Source organism: Actinomadura decatromicini, assembly GCF_008121305.1.
Lineage (GTDB): Bacteria > Actinomycetota > Actinomycetes > Streptosporangiales > Streptosporangiaceae > Spirillospora > Spirillospora syzygii.
Map to the genome: position 1 here is coordinate 251,848 of NZ_VSRQ01000008.1, position 12,719 is coordinate 264,566.

The following is a 12,719-nucleotide window of genomic DNA, read 5'->3' on the forward strand; positions in this document are numbered from 1 at the left end:
ACACCGGTACGAGTACGAGGGTGGGTTCGTCATGCCTGAAAAGGACGTGGCCATAGTCGGCGTCGGGTCGTCGGACTTCCGGCGGCTCTACGCGGACAAGGGCCGTCCGAACGACGTTTATCAGCTCGCCGCGGAGGCGTTCCGGGACGCCCTGGACGACTGCGGCGCCGACAAGCGCGACATCGACGGGCTCCTCTGCATCAACATCGGATACGGCAGGTTCGGGGAGATGACGGGCCTCACCGGCCCGGCGTTCGTCCACGACCTGGAAGGCACCGGCCGGATGAGCGGCGTCGCCCTTCAGGAGGCGTACGCGCTCGTCCAGTCGGGCACGGCGGAAATGGTCGCGTGCGTCTACGCGACGAACGGCAGGACGGCCGGGCTGAAATACGGCGGCGGGGACGCCGACCCCGCCGGGGCCTACGACGCCATGTACGGGATGACGTCCACCGGGGCCTACGTGTCGATGATGTACCAGCGGTACAGCACCCTTTACGGCGCCCCCGAGGACGCGCTCGCTCCGCTCGCCGTCAACAACCGAGCGAACGGCGCCCGCAATCCCATCGCGGTCTTCCAGAAGGAGATCAGCCGCGACGAGTACATGGATTCCCGGTTCATCGCCGAGCCGCTCCGCAAACTGGACTACTGCATCATCAACGACGGCGCGGTCGCGTTCATCGTGACGACCGCCGACCGCGCCCGGGGGCTCCGCAAGAAGCCCGTGCGGGTCGCGGCGACGGCGGGCCGCGCCGAACTGAGCCGCAGTTACATCAGCCCCGACTTCTACTACTCGACGAGTGCCGCCGTCGCCGAGGAACTGTACAAGAAGGCCGGGATGGGCCCGGACGACATCGACTGCATGCAGGTTTACGACAATTTTCTGCCCACGATCCTTTTCACCCTGGAGGGCTTCGGTCACGCGCCGCGCGGCGGCGCCTGGGAATGGGTCCGGGACGGCCGTATCGAACTCGGCGGCGAGCGCCCGCTCAACACGTCCGGCGGGCACACGAGCGAAAGCTACATGCAGGGTTTCGCGCTCCATGTGGAGGCGGTCCGGCAACTGCGCGGCGAGGCCGGTGAACGGCAGGTCGAGAACTGTAGAACCGCGCAGTACATGTGCGTCTCGCCCATCGTGACAGCGCACGTTCTCGTTGCCGACTGAGCCGACCAGAGCCGATTGGAAAGGGCGAGCCGATGGACGTCGCGGCCTACGCGAAACTCCTCCCCGAGATAACCCCGAGCAACCAGTCGTTCTGGGACGGCTGCGCCGCCGGAGAGCTCCGGCTGCAGAAGTGCGCCGACTGCGGGCGGCACCGCTTCCCCGACTCGCCCGTGTGCCCCGAGTGCCTTTCCGGCTCGGCGTCCTGGGAGGCAGTGAGCGGCACCGGGACCATCTGGTCGTGGTGCACGATGCACCAGAAGTATTTCGCCGCGTTCGCCGACGAGGTCCCCTACCGGCTCGTCTACGTACGGCTCGCCGAAGGTCCGCTCGTGATCAGCACGCTCACGGACGGGTCGCCGGAACCGCGCCTCGACCAGCCCGTCCGCGCGGTCTTCCGGCCGGACGCCGCCGGTCGCGCCGTCCTGCGGTTCAGTGCCGAGGCGGACCCGCGATGACCGCGCCGCCGGCCCGGCCCCCCGCCGCGTCCGCTCCGAATAGGTGAGGTTGTATTTCCCATGGATTCGATCGCTGACCCTGAACTCGTCCGGTACGAGGAATTGTCGGACGGCGTCGCGCGCATCACGCTGAACCGCCCCGAGAAGCGGAACGCGATGAGCCGCGCCGCGCGGGCCGCGCTGCTCGACGTCCTCGACCGCTGCGACGGCCGCGTCCGGGTGATCGTGCTGACCGGCGCCGGTCCGGCGTTCTGCGCGGGCGTCGACCTGAAGGAGTCGGCGGAGGAGGAGATGGACGCCGACCGCCGCGGCGCGGGACGGCGCACGAGCTGGCTCGCCGTCCAGGAGCGGATCCGGCAGCATTCCGCGATCGTCATCGCGGCGGTCAACGGGTTCGCGCTCGGCGGCGGGTTGACGCTCATCAATTCGAGCGACCTCGCCATCGCCGCCGACGACGCTCCGATCGGAATGCCCGAGGTCGGTTTCGGTCTTTATCCCGGACTCGCCGGACCGTCGACGCAATTGCGGCTCGGAGCGAAGCGCGCCGCGTGGATGGTGCTGACCGCCGACCGCATCACCGGCGCGACGGCCGCCGAATGGGGCCTGGTAAACCAGGCCGTCCCGGCCGCCGAACTGCCCGCCGCCGCGCTGGCGCTCGCGGAGCGGATAGCGCGCCACAACGGCGTCACGCTGACCTGGGCGAAACGCGCCCTCCACCAGATTCCCATGTACATCTCGGATTGGACGCGGGCCCTCGAATACGGCGAGGATGTCCGGTCGCAGATCACGGCGCGCACGGACGTCCTCGACGACCCGCACGCGACGCACCGCATGGCGGTCGGCCGCGCCGGCGAAGGCGCCCGATGAGCCGTCCAGCCGAGGGCGGCGCGTCCGAGAACGGGGCCCTCCGAGGGCGGGGGCGGCTCCTGCGCGTCGTCGAGCTCGCCGAGGGCGCGGCCGGGCAGATCTGCGGCAGGCTGTTCGCCGGGCTCGGCCATTCGGTGACGAAATGCGAACCGCCCGGTGGCGACCCGATGCGCACGCGGGAACCGGTCGACTCCGAGGGCATGAGCTACGCGTTCGCCGCGTACAACGCCGACAAGAAGAGCGTCATCCTCGACCTCGAAAAGGACCGGGACCGGCTTGACAGGCTGCTCGCCGCCGCCGACATCCTCATCACCGACCTCGGCCCCACCAGGGCGGCGGAGACCGGCCTCGCGCCGGACCGCCTCCGCGCCGCGCACCCGCGGCTGACCGTCGTGTCGATCACGCTCTACGGCGCGTCCGACCCGCGCTCCGACGTCCACGGCGACAGCCTGCTCGCCGAGAGCTACGGCGGCCTCGCCGCGATGGTCGGCGAGCCGGAGCGCCCGCCGCTCAGCCTCGGCGGCGAGCAGGCCGCGCACACCGGCGCGTTCGTCGGCTTCTACGGGGCGATGCTCGCGCTCCGGCGGCCCGGCGGCGACGCCGTGGACGTGGCGCTCTGCGACGCGGCGGCCTACATCGACTGGAAGAGTGACGTCGTCCACGCGGAGACCGGCCAGGTCCAGACCCGGTCGGGCACGAACAGCGGGCGCTGGCGCATCGTCCGGGCCGCCGACGGCTGGCTCGGGTTCATCTTCCAGCCGGAGCAGTGGGACGCCGTCGTCGAACTCGTCGGCCACCCGGCGCTGGAGGACCCGCTGCTCAGCACCGACCAGGCGCGCTGGGAGCTGCGGGACGCCTGGTGGGCGGTCGTCGAGCGGTGGGCCGCGAAGCTTCCCAAACGGGAGATGTACGAGCGCGCGCAGCGGCTCGGCCTGCCGTTCGGATACTGCGCGAACCTCGCCGACCTCGCGTCCGACCCGCAGTACCGGGCGCGATCGTTCATCACCGACGCCGAGGGCCGCGTCCGGCTGGCGCCGGTCAAGGGCCTGCCCTGGCGGTTCGGCCCGCCGCCGAGCCTCGAAGCCGAGGCGCTCGTGCCGAGCCCGCGGAACCCCGAACCCGGCTCGGACGGCGCCGACCGGGCGCCGCTCGCGGGCGTCGTCGTCCTCGACCTCGGCACGATCACGGCGGGCGCCGCCACCGGGCGGCTCCTCGCCGACTACGGCGCGACCGTCGTCAAGATCGAGTCGATGGACCGGCCGGACGCGTTCCGCGTGTGGCCGGTGCCCGCCGCCGAGGACGCCGAGGCCATGGAGGAGTCCCCGCTCTTCCAGTCGAACAACGCGGGCAAGCTGGGCATCACGCTCGACCTCAAGTCCGAGGCGGGGCGGGCGGAGATGCGCAGGCTCGTCGCGCGGGCCGACGTCCTGATCGAGAACTTCACGGTCGGCGTGACCGAGCGGCTCGGCATCGACCCGGCGACGCTGCGCAAGGTCAACCCGCGGCTGATCTACCTGTCGCTGTCCAGCCAGGGGCAGTCCGGACCCGAGTCGGGCACCCGCTCTTACGGCTCGACGCTCGACCTGCTCTCCGGGCTGGCGTCCGTCACGGGCTACGGGACGGACGGCCCCATGTGGTCGTCCGCCGACATCAACTATCCTGACCAGCTCGTATCCCTGTTCGGCGCGGGGCTGATCGCCTACTGCGTCGTCCAGGACCTGCGCGGGACGTACCTGGACGTGTCCCAGCGCGAGCTGGTGAGCTGGACGCTCGCCGACCGCGTCATCGAATACCTCGACGCGGGCACCGTCCCCGCGCCGACCGGCAACCGGCGTCCCGGCAGCACGCCGCACGACGTGTACCGCTGCGCCGGAGACGACCAGTGGGTCGCGATCGCCTGCCGCACCGACGCCGAACGGGCCGCCCTGGCGGCGCTGGTCGGCGCCGACCGGCTGGCGAAGAAGCCGTCCCACTGGTGGGCGGACCACCGCGAGAAGGTGGACGCCGCCGTCACCGCCTGGACGCGGCGGCGCTCGAAGGGGGAGTGCGTGACCGAGCTGAACAGGGCCGGGGTACCGTCCGCGCCTGTCCTGTCGGCATTGGAACGTGCCCAGGACCCGCATTTCGCGCGCCGCCGCGTCTTCCTCGACGGGCCGCCCCGGCAGAAGGGGTTCCCGCTGCGGCTGGCCGGCCACGAGCCGCCGCCGCCCGGTCCGGCGCCCCGCCTCGGCCAGCACGACACCGAAGTCCGCGACGGCCGCCTGCCCGGCCACGTCCCCGAGAAGGAGCACACCGAAGTGCCGTCCCAGCGTCCCGGAGGATCGACATGAACGCCAACGACGCCGCCGTCATCATCGGAGCGTACGAGCATCCCGGCCGGGAGCTGCCGGACAAGTCGCTCGCGCAGATCCACGCCGAGGTCGCGCTCGGCGCGGTCGCGGACGCGGGCCTCACGCTCGACGACGTCGACGGCTTCTTCTGCGGGCACGACGCGCCCGGGTACGGCGGCGGCTGGGTCACGATGGCCGAGTACCTCGGCCTCCGGAACCTCACCTACATGGACTCGACCGAGAGCGGCGGCGCCTCGCCGATCTACCACGTGTCGCACGCGGCGGCGGCGATCGCGGCCGGGAAGTGCAGCGTCGCGCTGATCACGCTGGCGGGCAAGCCGCGCACGGGCGTCCAGCCGGGCGGCGGCGGGCCGGCCCGTCCCGAGGACGCCTTCGAGATGGCGATGTACACCGGCGCCGGGCTGGTCAGCACTTACGCGCTGGCGGCGCAGCGGCACATGTACGAGTTCGGGACGACGAGCGAGCAGCTCGCCGAGATCAAGGTCGCGGCGTCGATCCACGCGTCCCACAACCCGAACGCGTTCCTGCAGAAGGTGATGACGGTCGAGGACGTCGTCAACTCCCCGCTCGTCGCGGACCCGCTGCACCGTGCCGACTGCTGCGTGGTGACGGACGGCGGCGGCGCCGTCGTCGTGGTCAGCCGCGAGGTCGCGCGCACCCTGAAGCGGCAACCGGTGCGGATCATGGGCCAGGGCGAGGCCGGGAAGCTGACCAACGGCGGCCGGGTCGACCTCACCTACACGCCCGCCGTCTGGTCGGGTCCCCGGGCGTTCCAGCAGGCGGGGGTGAGCGTCCAGGACGTCGACTACGTGTCCGTCTACGACAGCTTCACCATCACCGTCCTGGAGATCCTGGAAGACCTCGGTTTCTGTGAGAAGGGCCAGGGCGGGCGCTTCGTGATGGACGGCGCGCTCGTCGCCCCCCACGGCCGCCTGCCGTTCAACACCGACGGCGGCGGCCTGGCCAACAACCACCCGGCGCACCGCGGCGGCATCACGAAGATCATCGAGGCGGTGCGGCAGCTCCGCGGCGAGGCGAACCCGGGCGTGCAGGTGCCCGACTGCGAGATCGCCCTCGTCCACGGCAACGGCGGCGACCTCGGCACTCGGATGCGCGCGGCGACGATGATTCTTGGAAGGGAAAGCGCATGAGCGACGCGAACCGGGGGGAGCGGGGGGTCGTCCCCCCGCAGAAGAAGCGCATGAGTGAAGTAAGGCGGAACCCGACCCTTCCCACCGCGAAGCCGCCGGTCACCCCGGACACCGAGGAGTTCTGGAAGGCGGCGGCCGAGGGCACGTTCCTCGGCCAGCGCTGCGGGGCGTGTGGCGAGGCGATCTGGTACCCCCGGCCCATCTGCCCGTTCTGCCACAGCACGGACACGCGGTGGGAGGAGTTCAGCGGACGCGGCGTCGTCTACTCCCACAGCGTCGTCCGGCGGGCGGGGGGCGACTGGAAGGGCGTGACCCCGTACGTCCTCGCGTACGTGGAGCTGGAAGAGGGCCCCCGCCTGATGACGAACATCGTCGACTGCGACGTCGAGCGGGTCGCCATCGGGGACGCGGTCGAGGTGGTCTTCGACGACACCGGGCACGGGAGCGCGCTGCCCCGCTTCCGCCCGGTGAGCACGAGCACAGAGGACTGAGGGTGGCGAGGACCGTGAGCGCAGAGGAAGTCAGGCGATGACCATCAACAAGGTGTACGAGTCCCCGCAGGCCGCGGTCGCGGACGTCCCGGACGGGGCGAGCGTGTCGATCGCCGGGTTCGGGATGACGCACAGTTTCCCGACGAGCCTCACCGTGGCCCTGCGCGAGCAGGGCGCGCGGCGGCTCTGCATCGTGGCGAACTCGCTCGGGACGGGCGACTACCGCTCGAACACGCTGATCGAGAACAACCAGGTCAACCGGTTGATCGTGTCGTTCTCGGCGCGGGCGGGCGAGGCGACGTCGGCGGCCGAGAAGCAGATCGCCGCGGGCGAGATCGAGGTGGAGCTCGTCCCGCAGGGCACGCTCGTCGAGCGGCTGCGCGCGGGCGGCGCCGGGATCGGCGCGTTCTACACCCGCACCGCCGTCGGCACCGCGGTGGCGGACGGCAAGGAGACCCGCGTCATCGACGGCGTCGAGCACGTCCTCGAAATGGGATTGAAGGTCGACTACGCGTTCATCCGCGCCTCGCGCGCGGACCGTTTCGGCAACCTCGAATTCGAGGGCGTGGGCCGCAACTTCATGCCCGCCTTCGCGAAGGGCGCCAAGATCGCCATCGCCGAGGTGGACGAGATCGTCGACGGCGAGCTGGATCCCGAGCGGATCGGCCTGCCCGGCATCTTCGTCAGCCGGGTGGTGCGCAAGACGGTCGACGTCCCGCACGACCACCCCGCCCCGCGCGAGGGGCGCGGCGCCGACAGCGCCCGCACCTACAACGGGAAGAAGGGGCTGACCCGGCTGCAGATGGCGGAGACCGCGGCGGGGCTCGTGCCGAACGGCAGCTACATGAACCTCGGTCTCGGGATTCCGACGCTCATCTCGAACTACATCTCCGGGCGCGACATCGTCCTGCATTCGGAGAACGGCGTGCTCGGGTACGGGACGATCGCGTCCCGCGACGACTACAACCCGGAGATCTACAACGCGGGCGGGCAGTACGTCCACCTGGAGAAGGGCGCGTCGTTCTTCGAGAGCGTGACGTCCTTCGAGATGGTGCGCGGCGGGAAGGTCGACTTCGTCGCGCTCGGCGCGTTCCAGGTCGACGCCGTCGCGAACCTTGCGAACTGGAGCACCCCGAACATGATCGGCGGGGGCATCGGCGGCGCGATGGACCTGGTCGCGGGCGACGTCACGGTCATGGTCCTGACGACGCACCTCGACTCGAAGGGGCGTCCGAAGCTCGTCAAGGAGTGCGAGTACCCGCTGACCGGGCGGAACTGCGTCGACATCGTCGTCACCGACCTGTGCGTGCTGCGCCACACCGGCGACGGGTGGCGGCTCGAGCAGGTCGCGCCGGGGTTCACCGCCGCCGAGGTCGCGGAGCTGACCGAGTTCGAGTTCGACTTCGCGGACTTCGCCCCGGGAGGTGCGCGGGCCGATGGCGGCGCCGCGGGCTGACCGGCGGGACGCCCCGCCGCCCGGACCGCCCGCATCGTCCGAGCTCGCCGGGATGACGGCGGCGGAGCTGGCCCGCGCCTACGAGCGGCGCGAGCTGTCGCCGGTCGAGGCGACCCGCGCCGCGCTGGACGCGATCGAGGCACGCAACCCGGAGCTGAACGCGTTCGTCCTGGTCGGCGAGGACGTCGCGGTCCGCGCGGCGGCCGAGTCGCAGGCCCGCTGGGCGGCCGGGACGCAGCGCGGACCGGCGGACGGCGTGCCCACCACGGTGAAGGACCTCGACCGCACCGCCGGGTGGCCGACGCTGCGCGGCAGCTGGCTGGTGGACGACCCGGGCCCGTGGCGGGAGGACTCGCCGGGCGTGGCGCGGCTGCGCGAGGCGGGCGCGGTCCTGCTCGGGAAGACCACGACGCCGGAGTTCGGGTGGAAGGGCGTCACCGACTCGCCCCGGTTCGGGATCACGCGGAGCCCGTGGGACCCGGCGCTGACCCCCGGCGGGTCCAGCGGCGGGTCCGCCGCCGCGGTCGCGGCCGGGATGGGCACGTGGTCGATCGGCACGGACGGCGGCGGGTCGGTGCGGGTCCCGGCGGCGTTCACCGGGACGGTCGGGTTCAAGCCGACCGGCGACCTCGTCCCGGCGTACCCGCCGGGCGGCAACGGGCCGCTGTCGCACCGCGGCCCGATCACGCTGTCGGTGCTGGACGCGGCGCTGCTGCTGGACGTGATCTCGCGTCCCGACGTCCGCGACTGGGCCGCGCCGCCCCCGCGCGACGGCTCCTTCGCCGCGGGCATCGAGGCGGGAGTGAAGGGCCTGTCGATCGGCTACTCGCCGAACCTCGGCTACGGCCGCAACGACCCGGAGGTCGAGGCGCTCGTGGCGGAGGCGGTGCACGTCCTCGCCGGGATGGGCGCGCGCGTCTCCGAGGTCGGGCCGATCTTCGACGACCCGGTCGAGGCGTTCCAGACGATGTGGTGCGCCGGTCTCGCCCGGACGCTCCGCCCCTACGGCCCGGACGACCTCGCCCGCGTCGACCCCGCGATGCTGGAGTACGCGGAGAAGGGCCGCGGCATCACCGCCGTCGCCTACCTGGACGCGGTCGCGGTGTGCGCCGACCTCGGGCACCGGATGGCGCGGTTCCACGAGACGTACGACGTCCTGGTCATCCCGACCGTCCCGACGGTCGCGTTCGAGGCGGGCGTCGACGGGCCGACCCCGGAGCGCTCGCGCGTCTGGGCCTCGTGGACGCCCTACACCTACCCCTTCAACATGACCAGGCAGCCGGCGCTGAGCGTGCCGTGCGGCCTCACCCGCGCCGGGCTCCCGGCCGGACTCCAGATCGTCGGCCCCCGCCATGCGGACGCCCGCGTCCTGCGGGTCGGACGCGCCTACGAGCGGCACACCGGCTGGTCCCCGGTCGCGGAGGCCGCCCGGACACGGGCGGCGCGCACGCGCCGGACGCCGAAGACGAGGAAAGGACAGCCGACATGACCGGGCTACCCACGGTCGCGAACCTGATCAACGGCGAGTGGCTGCGCAGCGACCACGAGCGGACGGTGCACCACAAGTTCACCGGCGAGCCGATCGCGCTGGCCTACGACGCGACGCCGGAGATGGTCGCGGACGCCGTGACCGTCGCGCGGGAGGCGAGCCGCACCCCGCTCGACCCCCCGGCGCGCTACGAGGTCCTCCGCGCGGTGGCCGACGCGATCGCGAAGGACCGCGAGCGGCTCGCGCTGGACGTGGCGCGCGAGTCGGGGTTCAGCGTGAAGGACTGCCTCGGCGACACCGACCGCGCGGTGCAGACGATGCTGACGTCGGCGGAGGAGGCGAAGCGGATCGACGGCGCGGTCGTCCCGATCCAGGCGGCACCGGGGTTCGAGCACCGGCTGGCGTTCACGATCCGGCAGCCGGTCGGCGTGGTCGGCGCGATCACGCCGTTCAACTCGCCGCTGAACACCGTCGCGCACAAGGTCGGGCCCGCGCTCGCGGCGGGGAACGCGGCGGTGGTCAAACCGTCGCCGTTCACGCCGATCGCGGCGGCGGCGCTGTGCCGGATGCTGCTGGAGGCGGGCCTGCCCGCCGGGCTCATCGGGCTGGTGCTCGGCCCCGGCGACCCGGTCGGCCGGGCGCTCGTGGACGACGAGCGCGTCGACTTCGTGACGTTCACCGGCAGCACCGCCGCCGGGAAGGCGATCTCCGCGCGGCTCGGCATGCGGCGGGCGACGATGGAGTGCGGCAACGTGTCCGCGACGATCGTGTGCCGGGACGCCGACATCGCGTCGGCCGCGCAGCAGTGCAGCCGGGGCGCGTTCCGGAAGTCGGGCCAGGTGTGCACGTCGGTGCAGCGCCTCTACGTGCACGCCGACGTCGTGGACGAGTTCCTCGACCAGCTCTCCGCCGCCGCGTCGAAGCTCGTCCTCGGCGACCCGGAGGACCCGGCGACCGACATCGGCCCGATGATCAGCGAGGCCGCCGCGAAGCGGGCCGAGGAGTGGGTGAACGCCGCCGTCGACCAGGGCGCGCGCGTCGTCGCCGGTGGGAAGCGGTCGGGCCCGATGATGCCGCCGACCATCCTCGTCGACGTCGCGCCGGAGGCGCGCCTGCTCTGCGAGGAGGTGTTCGCGCCGGTCGTGTCGGTCGTCCCGTTCGACGACGTGGACGCCGTGATCGAGGCGGTGAACGACACCCCGTACGGGCTCCAGGCGGGCATCTTCACCCGCGACCTCGACACCGCGCTGGTCGCGGCGCGCCGCCTCCGGATGGGCGGCGTCGTGATCAACTCGACGTCCAGCACGCGCGCGGACCTGATGCCGTACGGCGGCGTGAAGGACAGCGGCTACGGGACGGAGGGCCCCCGCTACGCCGTCCGCGACATGACGGAGGAGCGGCTGATCCTGATCGAGCCCGCGGGCGGGCGGAAGTGAGCACGGCCGTCCAGGTCTCCGCCGACGAGCTGCGGGACGCCGCCACCCGGATCTTCTCCGCGTGCGGCGTCCCGCCGGACGACGCCTGGCTCGTCGCGGACAGCCTCGTCCAGGCCGACCTGTGGGGCCACCAGTCGCACGGCGTGCTGCGCGTCGGCTGGTACGTCGACCGCCTCCGCGCGGGCGTGATGAACGCCGAGACCAAATGCGAGATCGTCGCCGGGACCGGCGCCGTCGCGACCCTGGACGGGCACGACGGCATCGGCCAGGTGATCGCCGCGCACGCGGCGGAGGAGGCGATCGGACGGGCGAAGCGGCACGGCGTCGGCGTCGTCGCGGTGCGGAACTCGAACCATTTCGGCACCGCGGCGTACTTCACGAGAATGGCGCCGCCGCGCGGCTGCGTCGGCGTCCTGACGACGAATTCGAGCCCGGCGATGGCGCCGTGGGGCGGGCGCGGGAAGCTCGTCGGCAGCAACCCGTGGTCGATCGCCGCGCCGGTGGACGCCGACCGCCAGATGGTCCTCGACATCGCCAACACCGGGGTCGCGCGAGGGAAGATCTACCTCGCGCGGAACCACGGAACCGAGATCCCGGACGGGTGGGCCGTCAACGCCGAGGGCCTGCCGACGCGGAATCCGGACGAGGCGCTGCTCGGCACGGTCCTGCCGATGGCCGGGCACAAGGGCTACGGCATCTCGGTGATGATGGACGTCCTTTCGGGAGTTCTGAGCGGGAGCGGTTTCGGCTCGTCCGTGCACGGGCCTTATCAGGCCGAGCATCCGGGGCGGTCGGGGCATTTGTATCTGGCTCTGGACATCGCGGCGTTCAGTCCCGTCCAGGAGTTCGGCGAACGGATGACGGCGCTGGTGGCCGAGCTCAAGTCGGGGTCGCGGGAAGGGGCGGAGGAAGTGCGCTATCCCGGCGAGATCGAGGACCTGGCCGAGGCGCGGAACGCCCGCGACGGGCTGCTGCTGCCCGAACGCACCCTTGCCGACCTGCGGAAGGTCGCCGACGGCCTGGGAGTCGACGCGCTGGGGGAGCGATGAGCGTGAAAGTGACCGCGCTGCGCGTCGGACGGTCGAAGAACGTCCCGCTGCCCGCCGCGGTCTACGGCTCGGCGAGCGACGAGACGATCGACATCATCATGTTCATGTTCGTCATCGAGGCCGCGGGAACGCGGATCGTCGTGGACACCGGAACGCTCGCGCCCGAATACGTCCGGCAGCACCACGCCTACGAATTCGTGCGCGACTCGGACGAGACGCCCGCCGGAGTCCTCCGCGAGTACGGGATCGACCCGGACGACGTCGACTACGTGGTCAACACCCATCTGCATTGGGACCACTGCTCGAACAACGCCCTGTTCCGCAACGCCCGGATCCTGGTCAACCGGCGGGAACTCGAATACGCCATCAGCCCGCTTCCGGTGCACGAGCGCGCCTACGAGAAACTGCCCGGACTCCAGGCCCCGTGGATGTCGGCATGGGACCGCACGGAGGCGATAACCGGGGAGCAGAAGATCTGCCCGGGCGTGACCGTCGTCCCGATGCCGGGGCACACGCCCGGCTCGCAGGGCGTCCTGGTCGAGACCGACAGCGGGCGCTATCTCCTCGCGGGCGACGCCATCGGCGTCTACGAGAACTGGGACCCGAGCGATTGGCGGAAGGGCATCGCGCCCACCATTCACACCAATCTGTTCGAGTGCTACGAGACCTTCGAGTACGTCGCCGGGCTGGACTGCGAGGTCGTCCCGAGCCACGACGGCCGAATCGCCGAAAGCCGCCTGTTCCAGACCTGACGGCCGCCCGAGCAGACGAAAGTGGGGACGGGCCCGGCCCGTCCCCACATTCGCGAATGG

Annotated in this window: 11 protein-coding genes; all 11 read left to right on the forward strand. The window is 71.9% G+C overall.

Translation table 11 applies throughout. The annotated features are described in order from the left end of the window. Positions 1 to 31 precede the first annotated feature (31 nt). Genes FXF68_RS33980 through FXF68_RS34030 form a run of 11 tightly spaced genes read left to right on the forward strand, consistent with a single transcriptional unit; the run spans position 32 to position 12,659 of the window. The gene (locus FXF68_RS33980) at positions 32 to 1,162 is read left to right on the forward strand and encodes a thiolase family protein (protein ID WP_148766615.1); all 1,131 of its coding nucleotides are present in this window, start codon (positions 32 to 34) and stop codon (positions 1,160 to 1,162) included. Positions 1,163 to 1,194: 32 nt separating this feature from the next. After that, complete coding sequence (locus FXF68_RS33985) at positions 1,195 to 1,617, forward strand: Zn-ribbon domain-containing OB-fold protein (RefSeq protein WP_148766617.1); 423 nt, start codon at positions 1,195 to 1,197, stop codon at positions 1,615 to 1,617. Between the two features lie 60 nt (positions 1,618 to 1,677). Further along, positions 1,678 to 2,484 (forward strand): enoyl-CoA hydratase/isomerase family protein, encoded by an 807-nt coding sequence (locus FXF68_RS33990; protein WP_148766619.1) that lies wholly within the window; start codon positions 1,678 to 1,680, stop codon positions 2,482 to 2,484. Continuing rightward, complete coding sequence (locus FXF68_RS33995) at positions 2,481 to 4,814, forward strand: CaiB/BaiF CoA-transferase family protein (RefSeq protein WP_148766621.1); 2,334 nt, start codon at positions 2,481 to 2,483, stop codon at positions 4,812 to 4,814. The genes FXF68_RS33990 and FXF68_RS33995 overlap by 4 nt, the downstream gene beginning before the upstream one ends. Next, positions 4,811 to 5,986 carry a thiolase domain-containing protein gene (locus FXF68_RS34000; protein WP_067887870.1) on the forward strand — a complete coding sequence of 392 codons (1,176 nt, stop codon included), beginning with the start codon at positions 4,811 to 4,813 and terminating at the stop codon, positions 5,984 to 5,986. The genes FXF68_RS33995 and FXF68_RS34000 overlap by 4 nt, the downstream gene beginning before the upstream one ends. A gap of 50 nt (positions 5,987 to 6,036) precedes the next feature. Continuing rightward, positions 6,037 to 6,477, forward strand: a complete 441-nt coding sequence (locus FXF68_RS34005) for a Zn-ribbon domain-containing OB-fold protein (protein ID WP_148766623.1) — start codon at positions 6,037 to 6,039, stop codon at positions 6,475 to 6,477. Positions 6,478 to 6,514: 37 nt separating this feature from the next. Next, positions 6,515 to 7,933 carry a 3-oxoacid CoA-transferase gene (locus FXF68_RS34010; protein WP_222870210.1) on the forward strand — a complete coding sequence of 473 codons (1,419 nt, stop codon included), beginning with the start codon at positions 6,515 to 6,517 and terminating at the stop codon, positions 7,931 to 7,933. Next, a complete protein-coding gene (locus FXF68_RS34015; protein WP_148766625.1) occupies positions 7,914 to 9,422 on the forward strand; it encodes an amidase in 1,509 nt (502 codons plus the stop codon). Before FXF68_RS34010 ends, FXF68_RS34015 begins: the two co-directional genes overlap by 20 nt. Next, positions 9,419 to 10,858 carry an aldehyde dehydrogenase family protein gene (locus tag FXF68_RS34020; RefSeq protein ID WP_148766627.1) on the forward strand — a complete coding sequence of 480 codons (1,440 nt, stop codon included), beginning with the start codon at positions 9,419 to 9,421 and terminating at the stop codon, positions 10,856 to 10,858. The genes FXF68_RS34015 and FXF68_RS34020 overlap by 4 nt, the downstream gene beginning before the upstream one ends. After that, the gene (locus tag FXF68_RS34025) at positions 10,855 to 11,907 is read left to right on the forward strand and encodes an Ldh family oxidoreductase (RefSeq protein WP_148766629.1); all 1,053 of its coding nucleotides are present in this window, start codon (positions 10,855 to 10,857) and stop codon (positions 11,905 to 11,907) included. Before FXF68_RS34020 ends, FXF68_RS34025 begins: the two co-directional genes overlap by 4 nt. Beyond that, positions 11,904 to 12,659 carry an N-acyl homoserine lactonase family protein gene (locus tag FXF68_RS34030; RefSeq protein WP_148766630.1) on the forward strand — a complete coding sequence of 252 codons (756 nt, stop codon included), beginning with the start codon at positions 11,904 to 11,906 and terminating at the stop codon, positions 12,657 to 12,659. The genes FXF68_RS34025 and FXF68_RS34030 overlap by 4 nt, the downstream gene beginning before the upstream one ends. Positions 12,660 to 12,719: the final 60 nt, after the last annotated feature.

Coding starts and splice junctions, on each gene's coding strand:
- FXF68_RS33980 (WP_148766615.1), top strand. CDS start 32: ATGCCTGAAAAGGACGTGGCCATAGTCGGCGTCGGGTCGTCGGACTTC.
- FXF68_RS34020 (WP_148766627.1), top strand. CDS start 9,419: ATGACCGGGCTACCCACGGTCGCGAACCTGATCAACGGCGAGTGGCTG.
- FXF68_RS34010 (WP_222870210.1), top strand. CDS start 6,515: ATGACCATCAACAAGGTGTACGAGTCCCCGCAGGCCGCGGTCGCGGAC.
- FXF68_RS34030 (WP_148766630.1), top strand. CDS start 11,904: ATGAGCGTGAAAGTGACCGCGCTGCGCGTCGGACGGTCGAAGAACGTC.
- FXF68_RS34015 (WP_148766625.1), top strand. CDS start 7,914: ATGGCGGCGCCGCGGGCTGACCGGCGGGACGCCCCGCCGCCCGGACCG.
- FXF68_RS33990 (WP_148766619.1), top strand. CDS start 1,678: ATGGATTCGATCGCTGACCCTGAACTCGTCCGGTACGAGGAATTGTCG.
- FXF68_RS34000 (WP_067887870.1), top strand. CDS start 4,811: ATGAACGCCAACGACGCCGCCGTCATCATCGGAGCGTACGAGCATCCC.
- FXF68_RS33985 (WP_148766617.1), top strand. CDS start 1,195: ATGGACGTCGCGGCCTACGCGAAACTCCTCCCCGAGATAACCCCGAGC.
- FXF68_RS33995 (WP_148766621.1), top strand. CDS start 2,481: ATGAGCCGTCCAGCCGAGGGCGGCGCGTCCGAGAACGGGGCCCTCCGA.
- FXF68_RS34005 (WP_148766623.1), top strand. CDS start 6,037: ATGAGTGAAGTAAGGCGGAACCCGACCCTTCCCACCGCGAAGCCGCCG.